This window comes from Burkholderia sp. WP9 (assembly GCF_900104795.1).
Classification (GTDB): domain Bacteria; phylum Pseudomonadota; class Gammaproteobacteria; order Burkholderiales; family Burkholderiaceae; genus Paraburkholderia.
The window spans coordinates 386,239-403,317 of record NZ_FNTG01000001.1; the positions used below are offsets into that span (position 1 = coordinate 386,239).

Sequence of the window (17,079 nt, forward strand, 5' to 3'; positions counted from 1 at the left end):
TAAGCGGCACTGACTTTCTGGTCTTGCGATAGGTCACCAGATAGTCTTGACATGAGGGTAGGCGCGGATTTTCTCGTCTTTCGTGATAAGGGGGACCGCAAACTTGCGCGCCGTGGCGACAATCATCCGGTCGGCGGGATCCTTGTGAAACTCGCCGGGGAGATCGACCGACTTCGTTGCAATTTCAACATCGACCGGCACAAAGCGTACCGCTTCGATCGCGGAAACCGTGGCGAGCCAACTGCTTACATCCATGGAGAGCACGAGCCTATCCGTCTCTACCAGCATGGCAATCTCCCATGCGGAGATCGCCGAGACTGCGATTTCTCCGTCAGCCAGTTCGTGCGTGATTGCCGTTCTTGCCTTCTTGCTTAAAGTCGAATCGCCGGTGGCCCACCAGATCAGAGTATGGGTGTCCAGAACGATCACTGCGCGGCCTCCCAATCGTCCTCTCCAATAGGTGCCGTGGGGTTGTCGTAATGCAAAACCGTGCCGCGCAGTACCTCGAGGGGGCTGCGTTCGACCCCTCGGTAGGGACGAACTTCGACTGCGGGTTTGCCATGGTCCGTCACTATCACGCTTTCTCCCGTTGTTTCCACCTGCCTGAAAAATTCGAGTGCTTTAGCCTTGAACTCGGATTTCGACACCAGATTTCCCGCCATAATTGTACCTATAGTCACATGTCTATAGTCATAATTATAAGATGGAAAGCGACATAGCTATAGCGACGGAAATAGAAGTTTCTTTATGCGCGCCCCTCGGACGAGTCCGACGTCTCCGGCGACACCGCCCCGCATGCCCGAATCACCAACTGCACGACTTCCTCCGTCGTCGCCTCGAACGCTTTCTGCGTCAACGCGCGTTTACCTTTGAGCGCCCGAATCTGGGCATCGAAGTCGGCGTAGTGCTGGGTCGTCGCCCAGATCATGTACATCAACGTCTGCGCATTGACCGGCGCAAGCAACCCGCGCGCGATCCAGTTGTCGATCACCTTCACACGGCTGTCGAGCCACGGCTTCACACGCTCCGTGAGAATGTCCTCCATGTGTTCCGCGCCATGAATGATCTCGCTCGCCCACACCTTGGAACCGAGCGGGCGGCGGCGCGACAATTCCATTTTCGCGCGAACATAGCCGCCAATCGCCTCGACCGGGTCGTCGCTGCATTCGAACGTGTCGGCCGCGCGATACCAGTCTTCGAACAGATCTTCCAGCACGCGCCGGTAGAGCGCGAGCTTGGTCGGGAAGTAGTAGTGCAAGTTGGCTTTCGGTAAGCCGGCACGTTCAGCGATCATCGCAGTGCTCGTGCCGTCGAGTCCGCGCTCCGCAAAAACCGCCTCTGCGCACGCGAGAAGATGCGCTTCATTCGATTCGCGAATGTGTGCCTTGCGCCGCCGCAAAGGCGCGCGTGTTTCTTCATTTTCCGTGATGTCGGCCGCCACGTCGTCGTCTCTCATGTTCGCCTTCGGCGGCATCTTTGCCGCGTCGCGCTTCATTCTAGTCGTTTGGCGCGGCGCTCACACGCGCATTCGCTACCCGCCCCAAACCCATGCTGCAATGCAATGGCACGCTTCTCGCTATGTTTCTCACCGCACGAAAGGTGTTGATTTGGCGAGTTTAATCGTCTACAACCTGTCCAACTGGACAGGATTGGAAGAGCGGGCGATACCCCAGGGTTTGCCCTCTCTATAAGAGGCGATCGAACCCATCGCGTATGCACCGCCCGCGTGCGGCAGCGCCCCAAAATCCGCCGCCGATGCACCAGTTTTACGTCGGTTCACCGAAAGGAGCGAGACGAATGAACGCGGTATCCGAAGCGCTGAAGGGCGCAGAGCCCACCACCTCGATCAAGGTCGATGGCAAGCGGTTGTGGGACAGTCTGATGACGATGGCGAAGATCGGCGCGACACCCAAAGGCGGCGTCTGTCGCCTCGCGCTCACCGACCTCGACAAGGAAGGGCGTGACCTGATAGTGAGTTGGGCGAAGCAAGCCGGCTGCACAGTCAGTGTCGATCAGATGGGCAATGTGTTCATGCGTCGAGCCGGGCGCAATCCCGCCGCGCTGCCGGTCATGACCGGCTCGCACGCCGACTCGCAGCCGACGGGCGGGCGCTTCGACGGCATCTATGGCGTGCTGGGCGGTCTCGAAGTGATTCGGAGTCTGAACGATCATGGTATCGAGACGGAGCATCCGGTCGAAGTGGTGATCTGGACCAACGAGGAAGGCTCGCGCTTCGCGCCGGCCATGGTGGCATCGGGCGTGTTCGCCGGCGTGTTCACGCTCGACTACGGTCTGTCGCGCAAGGACGTGGATGGCAAAACCATTGGCGAGGAACTCGAACGCATCGGCTATGCGGGCGATGTACCGTGCGGTGGGCGGCCACTGCACGCCGCCTTTGAGCTGCATATCGAACAAGGGCCGATTCTCGAAGCTGAACAGAAAACCATCGGCGTGGTGACCGATGCGCAAGGTCAGCGCTGGTACGAAATCACGCTGACGGGGCAGGAGGCGCACGCGGGTCCGACGCCCATGCCGCGCCGTCGCGACGCCTTGCTCGGCGCCGCTCGCGTGGTCGATCTGGTCAATCGCATCGGTCTGGACAACGCGCCGTTCGGTTGCGCGACGGTCGGCATGCTGCAGGTCTATCCGAACTCGCGCAACGTGATTCCAGGCCGCGTGTTCTTCACCGTCGATTTCCGTCATCCGGACGATGCAGTGCTCGCGAAAATGGACGCCGCGTTGCGCAAGGGCGTGGCGGACATCGCGAACGGCATCGGGCTCGAAACCGAACTCGAGCAGATCTTTTATTACGCGCCCGTCGCTTTCGACGAAGCCTGCGTGAAGTCCGTGCGCGCCGCGGCGGAACGTTTCGGTTATCCGCATCGCAATATGGTGTCCGGTGCGGGACACGATGCCTGTTATCTGTCGCAAGTCGCGCCGACCTCGATGGTGTTCGTGCCGTGCGTGGACGGGATCAGTCACAACGAGATCGAGGACGCCACCTTCGAATGGATCGAAGCCGGCGCCAACGTGTTGCTGCACGCCATGCTGGAGCGCGCATGCGAGCCGGTTTCATGACGATGTCATAACGCTTTAACGGTTGCGGTCCTTACCACCCGTTCGACCCGCTTCACCGTAGTGCCCATTAAAACATGCCGTCCCGGTTGCGCCTGACGCGCGGCCGGCGGGACCGGCTACGTCCTCACATCGAAGAAGGAACGCGTATGGCCATCAAGCAAACCGGCGACATTGCCGCTCAGCGCCTGTCGCCCGAGCAGCTCTCGTGCGAGTTCTCCGACATCGCACCGTTGCTCGACGCGAGCGCCGCGGCCGCGGCGGCGAGCCGCTGCCACTACTGTTACGACGCGCCGTGCGTGAACGCCTGCCCGACGCAGATCGACATTCCCAGTTTCATCCGCAAGATCAGCAACGGCAATCTGAAGGGCGCGGCCGTGGACATTCTGTCCGCCAACCCGCTGGGCGGCATGTGCTCACGTGTCTGCCCGACAGAGATTCTTTGCGAAGGCGCCTGCGTGCGGAACCATCAGGATGCGAAGCCGGTGGCGATCGGCGCACTGCAACGTCATGCCACCGATTGGGCAATGGCGCGCGGTGAAGCGCTCTTCAAGCGCGCAGCCGAAACCGGCCGACACATTGCGGTGGTCGGCGCGGGTCCGGCGGGACTCGCCTGTGCGCACCGTCTTGCACTGGCCGGCCATAACGTGACGATCTTCGACGCTCACGAGAAAGCCGGTGGTCTGAACGAGTACGGCATTGCCGCCTACAAGACCGTCGACGATTTTGCGCAGCGTGAGGTGGAGTGGCTGTGCTCGGTTGGCGGCATCGAGATCAGACACGGCGTCGCGCTTGGGCGCGATGTCGACCTCGACACACTGCGCAAGCAGCATGATGCTGTGTTCCTCGCGATCGGTCTCACCGGCGTGCGGGCACTTGCGATGGAAGGCGAGGACCTTGGTGGCGTGATGAATGCGGTGGACTTCATCGAACAGGTGCGCAGCGCGAGCGACCTTGGCACGGTGCCGGTGGGCCGCCGGGTCGTCGTGATCGGCGGCGGCAATACGGCGGTGGATGCGGCCGTGCAAAGCCGCAAGCTCGGCGCAACCTCGGTGACGATGGTGTACCGGCGCGGCGTCGAATCGATGAGCGCGACGTGGGCCGAGCGCGATTTCGCGCGGACCAGCGGCGTCACGCTCGTCACGCACGCCACGCCGTTGCGTTTGATCGGCGAAGGCGGCGTGGTCACGGGTGTCGAATTCGCACGCACGTTGAATGATGGTGGCGAGGAGCGCTTTGTCGTCGAAGCGGACATGGTGCTCAAGGCGATCGGTCAAACGCTGGTGCCGGTCGGCATCGAACGGGAATTGCTGACGTTGGACGGCAGCCGCATCGCGGTCGATGCGAATGGCCAGACCTCGCTCGTGGGCGTGTGGGCCGGCGGCGATTGCGCGGCTACCGGCGGCATCGACCTCACGGTGCAGGCGGTGCAGGACGGCAAAATCGCCGCTGCCGCGATCGACGCACAGTTCGCTCGTACAGCGGTTAAGGCCGCCTGAACGAACCATGCCAAATTGAACGAAGCGTCATACCAGACAAAAAACAGCAGTCCCCAAGGAGCCGAACATGGCCGATCTGCGCTGTACGATTGCCGGCATCACCTCGCCGAATCCCTTCTGGCTCGCCTCCGCGCCGCCGACCGACAAAGCCTACAACGTGAACCGCGCCTTCGAGGCGGGCTGGGGCGGCGTGGTGTGGAAAACGCTCGGCCTCGACCCGCACGTGGTGAACGTGAGCTCGCGTTACGGCGCGGTGCAATGGAACGGCCAGCGTATTGCGGGTTTGAACAATATCGAACTGATTACCGACCGTCCGCTCGAGGTCAATCTGAAGGAAATCGCGCAAGTCAAACGCGACTGGCCCGATCGCGCGATGATCGTCTCGCTGATGGTGCCGTGCAACGAGCGCGACTGGAAGTGGATCCTGCCGCTCGTCGAGGACACCGGCGCCGATGCGGTCGAATTGAATTTCGGCTGCCCGCATGGCATGAGCGAGCGCGGCATGGGCGCGGCGGTCGGCCAGGTGCCCGAATATGTCGAGATGGTCACGCGTTGGGTCAAGGAGGGCACGAAGCTGCCGTGCCTCGTCAAGCTCACGCCGAATATCAGCGACATTCGTCTGGGTTCGCGCGCGGCTTATAAAGGCGGCGCGGACGGCGTGTCGCTGATCAACACGATCAACTCGATTGTCGCCGTCGATCTCGACGCGATGTCGCCGCTGCCGATGGTCGACGGCAAGGGCACCCACGGCGGCTACTGCGGCCCGGCAGTGAAACCGATCGCGCTGAACATGGTCGCGGAAATCGCACGCGACGTGGAAACGCCGAACCTGCCGATTTCCGGCATTGGCGGAATCTCCTCATGGCGCGACGCTGCCGAATTCATGGTGCTCGGCGCGGGCAGCGTGCAGGTCTGCACGGCGGCGATGCACTACGGATTCCGTATCGTTTCCGATCTCGCCGACGGCCTCTCCAACTGGATGGACGAAAAAGGCTACGCGACGCTCGACGACATTCGCGGCCGCGCCGTGCCGAACGTGACCGACTGGAAATACCTGAACCTCAGATACGACATCAAGGCGCGCATCGATCAGGACAAGTGCATTCAGTGCGGCCTGTGCCATATCGCCTGCGAAGACACGGCTCACCAGGCGATCATGAAAGAAAAAGATGGCGTCCGGCATTTTGAAGTGATGGACTCCGAATGTGTCGGCTGCAATCTGTGCATGCATGTGTGTCCGGTCGAACAGTGCATCACGATGGAGCGCGTGGACAACGGCGAGTACGCGAACTGGACCACGCATCCGAATAACCCGGCGCGCGTGGGCGCACAAGAGGCGGCAACAGCGGACGCGGCCGAAACCGCCGGGCACGCCCATGCCCACGCAGCGGCAAAAGCCGCCTGAAACAGCATGGGGTTGAAAAAAACGCAGCGCTAGTACTGAACCTGTCATTCCCATGGCCCGACGCGCCGCAAGAAGCCGCGCGGGCCTCAACGATCGAGTGGAGATCTTTAGATGAAGCAGACAGCGCAACCCGCCGACCCGCAGTTCGCGGCCGGCGTGCAGGGCAGCAGTCTATACAACGACGATCTGGCGCCGACCGGCGTCGCACAGCGCACATGGAAGTGGTATCACTTCGCCGCGCTGTGGGTGGGGATGGTGATGAACATCGCGTCCTACATGCTCGCGGCCGGCCTGACGGAAGAAGGCATGTCGCCGTGGCAGGCCGTGGTGACCGTGTTGCTCGGCAACCTGATCGTGCTGGTGCCGATGCTGCTGATCGGCCACGCGGGCGCGAAGCACGGCATTCCGTATGCGGTGCTGGTGCGCTCCTCGTTCGGAACCCAGGGCGCCAAATTGCCGGCAATGCTGCGCGCGATCGTCGCGTGCGGCTGGTACGGCATTCAGACCTGGCTCGGCGGCAGCGCGATCTACACGCTGCTCAATATTCTCACGGGCAACGCGCTGCACGGCGCGGCTTTGCCGTTTCTCGACATCTCGCTCGCGCAACTCGCGTGTTTCCTCGTGTTCTGGGCGCTGCAGATCTACTTCATCGTGCATGGCACCGACTCGATCCGCTGGCTCGAAAGCTGGTCCGCACCGATCAAGATCGTCATGTGCATTGCGCTCGTGTGGTGGGCGACCTCGAAGGCCGGCGGTCTCGGCTCGATGCTGTCGGCGCCGTCGCAATTCGTGCCGGGCGGCAAGAAGGAAGGCATGTTCTGGGCCACCTTCTGGCCAGGCCTTACGGCAATGGTGGGGTTCTGGGCCACGCTCGCACTGAATATCCCCGACTTCACGCGCTTTGCCAGAACGCAGCGTGATCAGATCATCGGTCAGTCAGTCGGCTTGCCGGTGCCGATGGCGTTGCTCTCCGTGATCTCGGTAGTGGTCACGTCGGCCACCGTGGTGATCTACGGCAAGGCGATCTGGGATCCGATCGACCTGACGAGCCGCATGACCGGCATCGGCGTGGGTGTCGCCCTGATCATCCTCACGCTCGACACCATGTGTTGCAATCTCGCGGCGAATCTGGTCGGCCCGGCCTATGATTTTTCGAGCCTGTGGCCCAAGGGCATTTCGTATCGCGTGGGCGGCATGATTACCGCGACCATCGCGATCGTGATGATGCCGTGGAAGATTCTCGCCACCACGCAGGGTTATATCTTTACGTGGCTAGTCGGCTACTCGGCGCTGCTCGGTCCGGTGGCGGGTATTCTGATGGTCGACTATTTCCTGATTCGCGGCACGCGGCTCGACACGCGTGAACTGTTCGACGAACACGGCGAGTACAGCTATACCGGCGGCTGGAATATCGGCGCGGTGGTCGCACTCGTGATCGGCGTGCTGCCGAATCTGCCGGGCTTTTTGCACACCGCGTTTCCGGCGTCGTTCCCGAACGTGCCGGCGATCTTCAACACGCTCTATACGTATGCGTGGTTTGTCGGACTGGCGTTGGCGTCGATCGTATATAGCGCGTGGATGAAGCTGAGCAAAGGACCGAGTGCGCGTGTGGCGAGTGCCTGAGACGCGCGCACCGGTATCGATGAAACGAAGTACGTAGCACCGAAACCAGCAGTTCATAAGGAGGCGGCAACATGACGACCCTGATTCGCGGCGGCACGATTATCGACGCGGAGAACACGTATCGTGCGGACGTGTTGTGTGCGGACCCGCAGGACGGCGGCACGATCCTGCAGATCGGCGCGGACCTGGAGGCGCCGGCGGGCGCCACGATCGTCGACGCGGGCGGGCAGTATGTGATGCCCGGCGGCATCGATCCGCACACGCATATGGAATTGCCGTTCATGGGCACCACGGCGAGCGACGATTTCTACACGGGCACGGCGGCGGGTTTGTCGGGTGGCACGACGAGCATCATCGACTTCGTGATTCCGAGCCCGAAGCAGCCGTTAATGGACGCCTTCAGGGAGTGGCGCGGCTGGGCGGAGAAGGCGTCGGCGGATTATGGTTTTCACGTCGCGGTGACGTGGTGGGACGATTCGGTCTATCGCGACATGGGCACGTTGGTGGAGGAGCACGGCGTGTCGAGCTTCAAGCACTTCATGGCCTACAAGAACGCGATCATGGCCGACGACGAAGTGCTGGTGAACAGCTTCTCACGTTCGCTCGAACTCGGCGCGCTGCCCACCGTGCATGCGGAAAACGGTGAGCTGGTGTTCCAGTTGCAGCGTCAGTTGCTCGCTAAAGGCTTTACCGGTCCGGAGGCGCATCCGCTATCGCGGCCGCCGGAAGTGGAGGGCGAAGCGGCCAATCGCGCGATCCGGATCGCGCAGGTGCTGGGCGTGCCGGTGTATATCGTGCACGTGTCCGCGAAAGACGCCGTCGATGCAATCGCGCGCGCGCGCAGCGAAGGTCTGCGCGTATTCGGCGAAGTGTTGCCAGGCCACCTGGTGATCGACGAGGCCGTGTACCGCGATCCCGACTGGACCCGCGCGGCGGCCCATGTGATGAGCCCGCCGTTCCGCTCGGCCGAACATCGCGAGGCGCTGTGGCGCGGTTTGCAAGCCGGCCAGTTGCACACCACGGCAACCGATCACTGCGTGTTCTGCGCGTCGCAGAAGGCCATGGGGCGCGAGGACTTCACCAGGATCCCGAACGGCTGCGGCGGCGTGGAAGACCGGATGGCGGTGCTTTGGCATCACGGCGTGAACTCCGGGCGTCTCACGCCGAACGAGTTCGTGCGCATTACGTCGACGAACGCCGCGCAGATTTTCAACCTCTATCCGCGCAAAGGCGCGGTGCGGGTCGGCGCGGATGCCGATCTGGTGGTGTGGGACCCGAACGCGAGCAAAACGATTTCGGTGAAGACGCATCATCAGAAAGTCGACTTCAACGTGTTCGAAGGCATGACGGTGCAAGGCGTGGCGATGCACACGCTCACGCGAGGCGCGCTCGCCTGGACCGACGGCGAATTGCGCGCGGTGCGCGGTGCGGGCCGTTATCTGAAGCGCCCGCCTAACGGGGCTTACTTCGACGCGATCCGGGTCGCCAACAAGCGCAAGGAGCCGCATCCGGTCGAGCGGTAAGCGGTTCGCAGTCCCACGGGCGGCGCCGGCATCGAATGCGGCGCCGCCCGTTTTTTCATGCCGCGCGTTCGCCGCGGCCGTGCCCCCTCTCGCGTTTTCCCCGATGGCGCGCGACATGGGTTCCATGTTGCGATGCATGCCGCGTCTGTTCTATCTGCTGTAGAGTGGGAATCCACGTCTTAGTGGAGGTCATGGCTGCTCGCTTAGCACGCAAGCGCATATGGATCGAAAACCTGATCCTTTGTAAAAACCCAGGCCATTTGCTACAGTCCGCCCACTCAGCCGGGCGCAAGCGCCGGTGAGGATTGTCCAACACAAGACCAAGCCACCGACGTGGCATATTTGACGGAGCCGCCTGATGAAATCGATTCGTTCCATTCTGCTGATCGCGTTGTTCCAGGCTGTGGCCGTGAGCTCCGCATTCGCCGCCGATGAACTCGCGCAGATCAAATCGGCCGGCGTGTTCCGGATCGGCACTGAAGGCACCTATGCGCCGTTCACCTATCACGACGAGTCGGGCAAGCTGACCGGCTTCGACGTTGAAATCGGCACCGCGATCGCGCAGCGTCTCGGCGTCAAGCCGCAATTCGTGGAAGGCAAATGGGACGGTCTGATCGCGGGTCTCGACGTGAACCGCTACGATGCGGTGATCAATGAAGTGGCCGTCACCGACGCGCGCAAGGTCAAATACGATTTCTCCGACCCGTACATCACATCGCACGCAGCCTTGATCGTGCAGTCGAACAACACCACGATCAAGAATTTCGACGACCTGAAAGGCAAGAAGTCGGCGAACACGCTGACCAGCAACTTCGGCAAGATCGCGGCCGCGCACGGCGCGGAAGTGATTCCCGTGCAAGGCTTCAATGAGTCGATCGATCTGCTGACCTCGGGCCGTGTGGATGCCACTGTCAACGACTCGCTGTCGTTCCTCGACTTCAAGAAGCACAAGCCGGACGCGAAGGTGAAGATCGCCGCGCTCGATACGTCGAGCGACAGCAGCGACAAGTCCGCTGTATTGATCCGCAAGGGCAGCCCCGAATTGCAGGCCGCGATCAACAAGGCGCTCGCCGACATCAAGAAAGACGGCACCTACGCGAAAATCTCGCAGAAGTATTTCGGCAAAGACGTCTCCCAGTAAACGCCTTCCGCGAGTCTGAATCATGCCGGCATGGTTGCATCTGATGGCGCAGTCGCTGTGGCCCCTGCTGTATGCGGGGCTCGTGTTTACCGTGCCGCTCACGCTGGTCTCGTTCGCCATCGGGCTGGCGCTCGCGTTCATCGTCGCGCTGGTCCGCCTGTTCGGACCGAAGTGGGCCGTGGCGATCGTGCGTTTCTACGTGTGGCTGTTTCGCGGCTCACCGTTGCTCGTGCAACTTTTCGTGATCTTCTATGGATTGCCGAACGTAGGCATCGTGCTCGATCCCTTGACGGCGGCGATCATCGGGTTTTCGCTGAATGTCGGCGCGTATAACTCCGAAGTGATACGCGGCGTGATCGAGTCGATTCCGAAAGGGCAGTGGGAAGCGGCGTATTCGATGGGTATGACGCGCGAACAGGCCTTGCGTCGCGCGATCCTGCCGCAGGCGGCGCGCGTTGCGCTGCCGCCGCTGTCCAATTCGTTCATCGCGTTGGTGAAGGACACGTCGCTCGCCGCGGTGCTGACCGTGCCCGAGGTGTTTCAGGCGGCACAGCGGATCGCGTCGGTCACTTACGAGCCGCTGATTCTTTATACCGAGGCGGCATTGGTTTATCTGGTCTTCAGTTCGGTGTTGTCGTCGGCGCAAGTCAGGCTCGAGCGCAAATTCGGCCGCCACGCACTTTTCCATGCAGGCAACTGATGATCCGACTGGAAAAAATCGACAAGTACTTCGGCGGGCAACGAGTGCTGAACTCGGTCGATCTGCAACTCGCTTCGGGTAATGTCACCGCATTGATCGGTCCTTCAGGCAGCGGCAAAAGCACGCTGCTGCGTTGCGTGAATCTGCTCGAGATTCCCGAGTCCGGTTCGCTCGAACTCGGCGACCAGCGGCTGGAATTCAGTCGCGACCACAAACCCTCGCGTGAAGCGGTGCTGACGATTCGCCGCCGCACCGGCATGGTCTTTCAGAACTTCCAGTTGTTTCCGCATCTGACGGTGCGTCAGAACGTGATGGAAGGTTTGCTCACCGTGCAGAAGTGGGATAAAGAAAGGGCCCGGATTCGCGCCGACGAATTGCTGGAGAAGGTCGGCATCGCGCACAAGGCGGATGCGTGGCCTTCGACGCTTTCGGGCGGTCAGCAGCAGCGTGTGGCGATTGCGCGGGCATTGGCGCCTTCGCCGGAAGTATTGCTGTGCGACGAGCCGACCTCGGCGCTCGACCCCGGTCTTGCCGCGGAAGTCGTGGAGGTGCTCAAGCAACTCGCCACCGAAGGCATGACGATGCTGATGGCCACGCACGACTTGCGGCTCGCCGCAACGATCGCGCGCGACGTGGTGTTTCTGAACAACGGCGTGGTGGTGGAGGCCGGTCCGTCGCGTGAAATCTTCATGCAACCGCGTGCGCCGGAGACCGAGCGTTTCGTGTCGACGCTGACCCATAGTCTGCCGGACGAGTGGACTGCATCGAGCGGGTCCACCTGAGGGTAGTGGAAGGCGTCAGTAGCAGGTGAGCGGTGTTGTTCAGCGGCGCAGCGCCATGCCTCACGCGCCAACGCACCAACGCGTCATTCCAACAACCCAAAAGAAAAGGGGGCGTCGAAACGCCCCCTTTTAACATCACGGCTACAACCGCTTAGCCACGCACATCAAACCTTAAACGCCCACGCTTTCCGTGGCATCGCTCATCGCGGCGTCGAAGAAACGTTCCTTCGCCTGCGCATTGACACGGGCATAAGCGCGATTCACGCCGCTGATCACCGCGCGAATGGACGCCGTCACCAGATTCGCATCGATGCCGACGCCGAACGCGCTGCCGGTCACATCGGCGCCGGCCATTTCGGCCACCGCCACCGCGCGTGCATCGGCGCCTTGAGTCAACGCGCGCTCTTCGTAATGTTGAATGCGCACCGGCACGCCGATCGCGTGCATCAAGGCGTCGAGCGGGCCATTGCCTGCGCCGGTCAGCACCCGTCGCGTACCGTTGATGTCGACCGTGAGTTTGATGTGCTCACGTCCCTCGCGCTCGGACAGGCTATGGCCGACGTAATGAATCGGCGCGGTGTTCTGCACGTACTCCTGCTGGAACAATTCCCAGATCTGCGCGGACGTGACTTCCTGGCCGCTGTCGTCGGTGAAGCGCTGCACGGCCGAGCTGAAGTCCACTTGCAGACGGCGCGGCAACACCACGCCATAGCCCTGTTCGAGCAGATAGGCAATGCCGCCTTTGCCCGACTGGCTGTTCACGCGAATCACCGAATCGTACGTGCGGCCGAGGTCGGCCGGATCGATTGGCATATAGGGCACTTCCCAGACCGCGTCCGGTTTCTGCACCGCGAAGCCCTTCTTGATCGCATCCTGATGCGAACCCGAGAAGGCCGTAAACACCAGATCGCCGACATACGGGTGACGCGGATGGATTGGCAATTGCGTGCATTCTTCCGCGGTACGCGCGACTTCGTTGATGTTCGAGAAGTCGAGGCCGGGATCGACGCCCTGCGTGTACAGATTCAACGCGAGCGTGACGAGATCGACGTTGCCGGTGCGCTCGCCATTGCCGAACAAACAGCCTTCAATACGATCCGCGCCGGCCATCACAGCGAGTTCGGCTGCGGCCACGGCAGTGCCGCGATCGTTATGCGGATGCACGGAGATGAAGAGCGAATCGCGGCGCTTGAGATTGCGGTGCATCCACTCGATCTGGTCCGCGTAGATGTTCGGCGTGGACATTTCAACGGTGGCCGGCAAGTTGACGATCGCCTTGTGTTCCGGCGTCGGTTCCCAGATGTCGAACACGGCGTCGCAGACTTCCTTGGCGAATTCGATCTCGGTGCCGCTGAACACTTCCGGGCTGTACTGGAACGTGAACTGTGTTTCCGGCATGGTGGCGGCAATGCGCTTCATCGTGCGGGCCGCGTTTTGCGCCAGTTCTTTCACGCCGCTCTTTTCCAGATTGAAGACGATCTTGCGGAATTCCGGCGCGGTCGCGTTGTACAGGTGGACGATGGCGCGCGGCACGCCACGCAAGGACTCGAAAGTGCGTTCGATCAGGTCGTCGCGGGCTTGGGTCAACACTTCGATCGTGACGTCGTCGGGGATATGGCCGCCTTCGATCAACTCGCGCACGAAATTGAAGTCGGTCTGCGACGCGGACGGAAACGCGACTTCGATTTCCTTGAAGCCGATCTGCACCAGCGTCTTGAACATGCGCATCTTGCGCTGTGCATCCATCGGCTCGAACAGCGACTGGTTGCCGTCGCGCAGGTCGGTGCTCATCCAGATCGGCGGATGCGTGATCGTGCGCGACGGCCACTGGCGATCCGTCAAGTTGATGGGCTTGAACGCGCGGTATTTGGTAGCAGGGTTCTTCAACATTTTCATCGTCCGTGGGTGAGACCAGATAGCTGGGAGTCGACCGGACGACGAAAAGACATAACTGGGCGCCGGTCGGAAACCGGGGCTGGGTCAGTTACTGGGGAATTGAGCGGTGCTTCGGGTATATCAGATGGAAGCGCGCAGCAGCAGACCTAGCCCGGTAGAGGGGGCTAGTAGTAGCGATAGGATGGTCTGGGCGCGGTACATAGGGCGCAATAGGAACATATTATTGGGACGGCGTCAAGCGCCGTCCCGGGCGGCGCGAGGTTAGTGGGCCGGTTTCACGAAGCGCAAGGTCATGCGATCCGATTCGCCGATGGCCGCGTATTTCGCCCGGTCGACGTCGCCGCCTTCGAAGGTCGGCGGCAGCGACCAGACGCCGTTGGGGTAATTCCTGGTGTCGCGCGGGTTGCTGTTCACCTCGCTCTTGCCGGCCAGCTCGAAGCCGGCCGCGCGCGCGTGTTCGATCACGTAGTCTTCGGTCACGTAGCCGGTTTCGATGGTCTGCTGCAGCGAAGTGCCCGGCGCCGCGCGGTGTTCCTCGACGCCGAGCACGCCGCCCGGCTTGAGCGCGGCATAAAAGGCGCGCAGGTTCGCGTCGATCTGGCCGTCCTTGATCCAGTTGTGGATATTGCGGAAGGTCAGCACCTCGTCGACGCTGGCATCGGCCGGAAAACCGTTGAACTGGCCGGCGTGCAACGTGCCGACCACGACCTTCCCGTAGACGTTGGGCGTGGCCGCCAGCTTGCGCGCGAACGCAGCCCGGCTCGCCTGTGCCTCCGCCGACGGCGTGTTCAGCGGGCCGTCGTACTGCGCTTCGTAGAGCTTGCCGTGGTCGTGCAGGTAGGGCGCGAGGATATCCGTGTACCAGCCGCCGCCCGGCTCGATCTCCAGCACGCTTTGCGACGGCGCGAGTTCGAAGAATTGCAGCGTCTCTTTCGGATGGCGGTAAATATCGCGCGCACGGGCCTTGTCGCCGCGCTGTGGTCCGGCAATGGCCGCGTCGAGCAGCGCGGGACTGGCCGACGCGGAGGGGGAAGTCGAGGCTGACGGATTGGCGCAGGCGGCAACGAGAAGCGCCGCACTGAACGCCGCGAGCGTGGTGCGCAACGCGCGGGCTGGGAGATCGGGGCGAGGGTTCATGGCATCCATTATCGGGTTCGATCGGCCTTCGAGGGAAATCGGCAATCGTCATAAGGATAGGCGCTTGCTGGATTTGCGTGGCCGGCGCTGCGGCGGGAGAAAAAAGACAGGGGCCGCGGCGGCGGGAAAAAGAGACGGTGGCCGCCGCCGCGGAGCGGAATAAAAGACCGTGGCCGCCGGTTTCCCTGTTTGCCGTCGCTCGCGCCACGATTGCCGAATCCGAAGCGCGGGGTGGCGCGTATAAATAGCGTGATGAACGGGTAATCAGCGTTTGCCGTCGCGCGCAGGCCTGGTGTATATCGAGCGCGACTTGATTCACTTCATTTTCATTGGCCGGAGGCAGGTATGAAACAAGCATCGACGATGTTGCGGGTAGGTCGGGCTTTACTGTGCACAGCCGCCTGCGCGATCGCCGCGCAGGCGGGGGCGCAGGGACTGAGCCCGCAGGACGACATGAACGCACCGCAAAACAGCACGCGTTTGATGCCGAATGCCGCGCGAGGCAGCGAATATCCAACGCACGGCAATCAGCAGGCTGGGGAAATGAACCTGAATCCGACCGACCCGCGCGCGCAACTGGTCAACGGCTTACCGAATCACACGAATTCCGGCGGCTATGGTTCACCGCTGGCCGGCGTGCGCACGTATGTGCAACCGCAAGCGCCGTCGAATTGAGCGGTCGCGAGAACGAAGGCCGTGCCGTATCGTGCGCTGGATAGAACGCGCGCATCCCTGCACGGACCATGCCGTTTTATTCGGCGATTTGCTTTCCTGCTTGCCTGCGGGCAGATTGCCATTAGTCAATGAAGCTTTGCCCAGACTCCGAACATGATCCGCAGCGTATCGTTTTGCGCGATCACCGAGCCGCCGATGATCACCAGGATCAGCGGTAAGAGCGCGGTGCCGTAGCGACGGATTGGCGCACCGAGCAATGGATGTTTCACGAGCCACACCGCGCCGGCGCACCAGAGTCCGATCATCACGATAAAGACCAGCGAGATGAACGCGCCCTCGTTGTGTGAGTGACTGGCATACAACGGCACATAGACGGCGAGGTTGTCGGAACCGTTGGCGATGGCTACGCAGGCTACCACCCACCAGGATGAGCCGCGCGATGCGGTCGACTGGCCGTCGGCACGTACCGCCTCATCCTCCTGCGCGTTACCGGGGCCAAAGCGCTCCCACGCTTTGGCGAACCCCACGCCAATCGGCAGAATGCCGAGCAAACCGACATATCCAGCCGGCAAGTGCTTTAGCAATCCGGCGAGCAGTATCGACCCCACGATCAAGACCAGCGAACCGGCATACTGCCCGGCGATCACGCGCCGCCGCTCGCTGCCGGCTTCCGCCAGGAACGCGAGCAGCACGAATAGGTTGTCGATGTTGGTGGCGGTGTAACCCGCGACGGCGAGCAGGGCAAGGCTGAACATGCAGGAAAGCGGGTCGGTACTCAGTGATAAAGGCTGTAATAAAGGCTGTAAGGCGAAGCGAGGTTCGTCGCGAGGCCCGGTCGGGAAGTTGGCGGCGCGTCGATGAGTTGCGGCCGGTTGACACGATGCCGGTGCGAACTGTTGCGGTCAAGTGGTCATGCGGTCGAGCGGTCACTGCGGCATACCCGTGCCGGGTAGGCGGTGAAAGGGTCCATCGTCAGAAGCGGCCGGCACGCAACGAGCGTTCAATGAGATCGCATACGGCGCGTAGAGCGGGTGCAGGTCAAGTGAGTCGTAAGCTACAATTGCCGACGGCTTGAAAAACGGAACATCAATGAAGATTCGGATTCTCTCTATCGCCTGCGTCACGACCGCTGCTGCGCTGCTGGCGGCCTGTACGACCGTCTACAAGAACACGGACGCATGCGAGCAGTTGATGCGAAGCAAGCTGGCGGACACCTCGACGGATACGCTGAAAATCGGCCATGCGGGCGCAGGCATTTACGGCTCGCGGGTGGTGGTCGAGGGATCGATCGAGCATGTGGTGGCTTCGGCTTCGGCGGCAACAGCAACGGCGCCGTTGAGCGCGTCGGGCGCGCACGCGGCGTCGGCGGTGTCTGTTGGTGCATCAGGTGCATCAACTGCTTCGGCGACCGAAGCAGTCTCGCTCAAACCTGCCAAACCGCAGAAGATCGTCACGCCAGCCGCCGCCGAATGCACGTTCCACGGGCCAACGCTGAACGCATTCAACTGGCTCGCACCGGCCAATCTCGTGACCCCGCCCGCAAACGCGACCGAATAGCGCGTCAAGCTGCAACGCTCCGCGAGTTTCGACAAACATCTAGCTACGGCGAGCCTCAAGCTCCGG

The 17,079-nt window shown here is 62.1% G+C and carries 16 protein-coding genes; 10 read left to right on the plus strand and 6 right to left on the minus strand.

Annotation, left to right across the window (positions count from 1 at the left end):
• Window positions 1-33: 33 nt before the first annotated feature.
• The 3 genes from BLW71_RS01705 to BLW71_RS01715 form a co-directional block, all read right to left on the minus strand.
• Window positions 34-429, minus strand: a complete 396-nt coding sequence (locus BLW71_RS01705; protein ID WP_091792761.1) for a type II toxin-antitoxin system VapC family toxin — start codon at window positions 427-429, stop codon at window positions 34-36.
• On the minus strand, window positions 426-662 hold the full coding sequence (locus BLW71_RS01710; protein ID WP_091792762.1) for a type II toxin-antitoxin system Phd/YefM family antitoxin: 237 nt from the start codon (window positions 660-662) through the stop codon (window positions 426-428). The genes BLW71_RS01705 and BLW71_RS01710 overlap by 4 nt, the downstream gene beginning before the upstream one ends.
• Window positions 663-745: 83 nt before the next feature.
• Window positions 746-1,495 (minus strand): TetR/AcrR family transcriptional regulator, encoded by a 750-nt coding sequence (locus BLW71_RS01715; protein WP_177204947.1) that lies wholly within the window; start codon window positions 1,493-1,495, stop codon window positions 746-748.
• 302 nt (window positions 1,496-1,797) lie between these two features.
• Here BLW71_RS01715 and BLW71_RS01720 point away from each other — a divergent pair, with 302 nt between their 5' ends.
• The 8 genes from BLW71_RS01720 to BLW71_RS01755 all read left to right on the plus strand — a co-directional run bounded on the left by BLW71_RS01720 (window position 1,798) and on the right by BLW71_RS01755 (window position 11,748).
• Window positions 1,798-3,078: a Zn-dependent hydrolase gene (locus BLW71_RS01720; protein ID WP_091792763.1), complete on the plus strand. Its 1,281-nt coding sequence runs from the start codon at window positions 1,798-1,800 to the stop codon at window positions 3,076-3,078.
• Window positions 3,079-3,224: 146 nt separating this feature from the next.
• The gene (locus BLW71_RS01725; RefSeq protein WP_091792764.1) at window positions 3,225-4,574 is read left to right on the plus strand and encodes an NAD(P)-dependent oxidoreductase; all 1,350 of its coding nucleotides are present in this window, start codon (window positions 3,225-3,227) and stop codon (window positions 4,572-4,574) included.
• Between the two features lie 67 nt (window positions 4,575-4,641).
• Window positions 4,642-5,979: an NAD-dependent dihydropyrimidine dehydrogenase subunit PreA gene (gene preA / locus BLW71_RS01730; RefSeq protein ID WP_091792765.1), complete on the plus strand. Its 1,338-nt coding sequence runs from the start codon at window positions 4,642-4,644 to the stop codon at window positions 5,977-5,979.
• 111 nt (window positions 5,980-6,090) lie between these two features.
• Window positions 6,091-7,602: an NCS1 family nucleobase:cation symporter-1 gene (locus tag BLW71_RS01735; protein ID WP_091792766.1), complete on the plus strand. Its 1,512-nt coding sequence runs from the start codon at window positions 6,091-6,093 to the stop codon at window positions 7,600-7,602.
• A gap of 71 nt (window positions 7,603-7,673) precedes the next feature.
• Window positions 7,674-9,125: a dihydropyrimidinase gene (hydA, locus tag BLW71_RS01740; protein WP_091792767.1), complete on the plus strand. Its 1,452-nt coding sequence runs from the start codon at window positions 7,674-7,676 to the stop codon at window positions 9,123-9,125.
• Between the two features lie 358 nt (window positions 9,126-9,483).
• On the plus strand, window positions 9,484-10,266 hold the full coding sequence (locus BLW71_RS01745) for an amino acid ABC transporter substrate-binding protein (protein ID WP_091792768.1): 783 nt from the start codon (window positions 9,484-9,486) through the stop codon (window positions 10,264-10,266).
• 22 nt (window positions 10,267-10,288) lie between these two features.
• On the plus strand, window positions 10,289-10,966 hold the full coding sequence (locus BLW71_RS01750; protein WP_091792769.1) for an amino acid ABC transporter permease: 678 nt from the start codon (window positions 10,289-10,291) through the stop codon (window positions 10,964-10,966).
• Entirely contained in the window at window positions 10,966-11,748 is a 783-nt protein-coding gene (locus tag BLW71_RS01755; RefSeq protein ID WP_091792770.1) for an amino acid ABC transporter ATP-binding protein, read from the plus strand. Before BLW71_RS01750 ends, BLW71_RS01755 begins: the two co-directional genes overlap by 1 nt.
• 171 nt (window positions 11,749-11,919) lie before the next feature.
• Here the strand turns inward: BLW71_RS01755 and leuA are convergent, their stop codons facing one another.
• Together leuA and BLW71_RS01765 are read right to left on the minus strand one after the other, a co-directional pair.
• Window positions 11,920-13,638 (minus strand): 2-isopropylmalate synthase, encoded by a 1,719-nt coding sequence (gene leuA, locus BLW71_RS01760; protein WP_091792771.1) that lies wholly within the window; start codon window positions 13,636-13,638, stop codon window positions 11,920-11,922.
• Between the two features lie 267 nt (window positions 13,639-13,905).
• Window positions 13,906-14,790 (minus strand): class I SAM-dependent methyltransferase, encoded by an 885-nt coding sequence (locus BLW71_RS01765; protein ID WP_091792772.1) that lies wholly within the window; start codon window positions 14,788-14,790, stop codon window positions 13,906-13,908.
• Window positions 14,791-15,126: 336 nt separating this feature from the next.
• On the opposite strand from BLW71_RS01765, the gene BLW71_RS01770 reads away from it, so the two are divergent.
• On the plus strand, window positions 15,127-15,456 hold the full coding sequence (locus tag BLW71_RS01770; RefSeq protein WP_091792773.1) for a hypothetical protein: 330 nt from the start codon (window positions 15,127-15,129) through the stop codon (window positions 15,454-15,456).
• A gap of 125 nt (window positions 15,457-15,581) precedes the next feature.
• On the opposite strand, the gene BLW71_RS01775 is transcribed toward BLW71_RS01770, so the two are convergent.
• Window positions 15,582-16,211, minus strand: coding sequence for a cadmium resistance transporter (locus BLW71_RS01775; protein WP_091792774.1), 630 nt, complete (start codon window positions 16,209-16,211; stop codon window positions 15,582-15,584).
• A 334-nt stretch (window positions 16,212-16,545) separates the two neighbouring features.
• Between BLW71_RS01775 and BLW71_RS01780 the strand changes: the two genes are divergently transcribed.
• Window positions 16,546-17,013, plus strand: a complete 468-nt coding sequence (locus tag BLW71_RS01780) for a hypothetical protein (RefSeq protein ID WP_091792775.1) — start codon at window positions 16,546-16,548, stop codon at window positions 17,011-17,013.
• The last annotated feature ends 66 nt before the right edge of the window (window positions 17,014-17,079 follow it).

Bases quoted from the DNA above. Each gene is read 5' to 3' on its own strand.
- BLW71_RS01715 (WP_177204947.1), bottom strand. From the start codon at position 1,495: ATGAAGCGCGACGCGGCAAAGATGCCGCCGAAGGCGAACATGAGAGAC.
- BLW71_RS01755 (WP_091792770.1), top strand. From the start codon at position 10,966: ATGATCCGACTGGAAAAAATCGACAAGTACTTCGGCGGGCAACGAGTG.
- BLW71_RS01750 (WP_091792769.1), top strand. From the start codon at position 10,289: ATGCCGGCATGGTTGCATCTGATGGCGCAGTCGCTGTGGCCCCTGCTG.
- BLW71_RS01735 (WP_091792766.1), top strand. From the start codon at position 6,091: ATGAAGCAGACAGCGCAACCCGCCGACCCGCAGTTCGCGGCCGGCGTG.
- BLW71_RS01765 (WP_091792772.1), bottom strand. From the start codon at position 14,790: ATGGATGCCATGAACCCTCGCCCCGATCTCCCAGCCCGCGCGTTGCGC.
- BLW71_RS01710 (WP_091792762.1), bottom strand. From the start codon at position 662: ATGGCGGGAAATCTGGTGTCGAAATCCGAGTTCAAGGCTAAAGCACTC.
- leuA (WP_091792771.1), bottom strand. From the start codon at position 13,638: ATGTTGAAGAACCCTGCTACCAAATACCGCGCGTTCAAGCCCATCAAC.
- hydA (WP_091792767.1), top strand. From the start codon at position 7,674: ATGACGACCCTGATTCGCGGCGGCACGATTATCGACGCGGAGAACACG.
- BLW71_RS01745 (WP_091792768.1), top strand. From the start codon at position 9,484: ATGAAATCGATTCGTTCCATTCTGCTGATCGCGTTGTTCCAGGCTGTG.
- BLW71_RS01770 (WP_091792773.1), top strand. From the start codon at position 15,127: ATGAAACAAGCATCGACGATGTTGCGGGTAGGTCGGGCTTTACTGTGC.
- BLW71_RS01780 (WP_091792775.1), top strand. From the start codon at position 16,546: ATGAAGATTCGGATTCTCTCTATCGCCTGCGTCACGACCGCTGCTGCG.
- BLW71_RS01720 (WP_091792763.1), top strand. From the start codon at position 1,798: ATGAACGCGGTATCCGAAGCGCTGAAGGGCGCAGAGCCCACCACCTCG.
- BLW71_RS01775 (WP_091792774.1), bottom strand. From the start codon at position 16,211: ATGTTCAGCCTTGCCCTGCTCGCCGTCGCGGGTTACACCGCCACCAAC.
- preA (WP_091792765.1), top strand. From the start codon at position 4,642: ATGGCCGATCTGCGCTGTACGATTGCCGGCATCACCTCGCCGAATCCC.
- BLW71_RS01725 (WP_091792764.1), top strand. From the start codon at position 3,225: ATGGCCATCAAGCAAACCGGCGACATTGCCGCTCAGCGCCTGTCGCCC.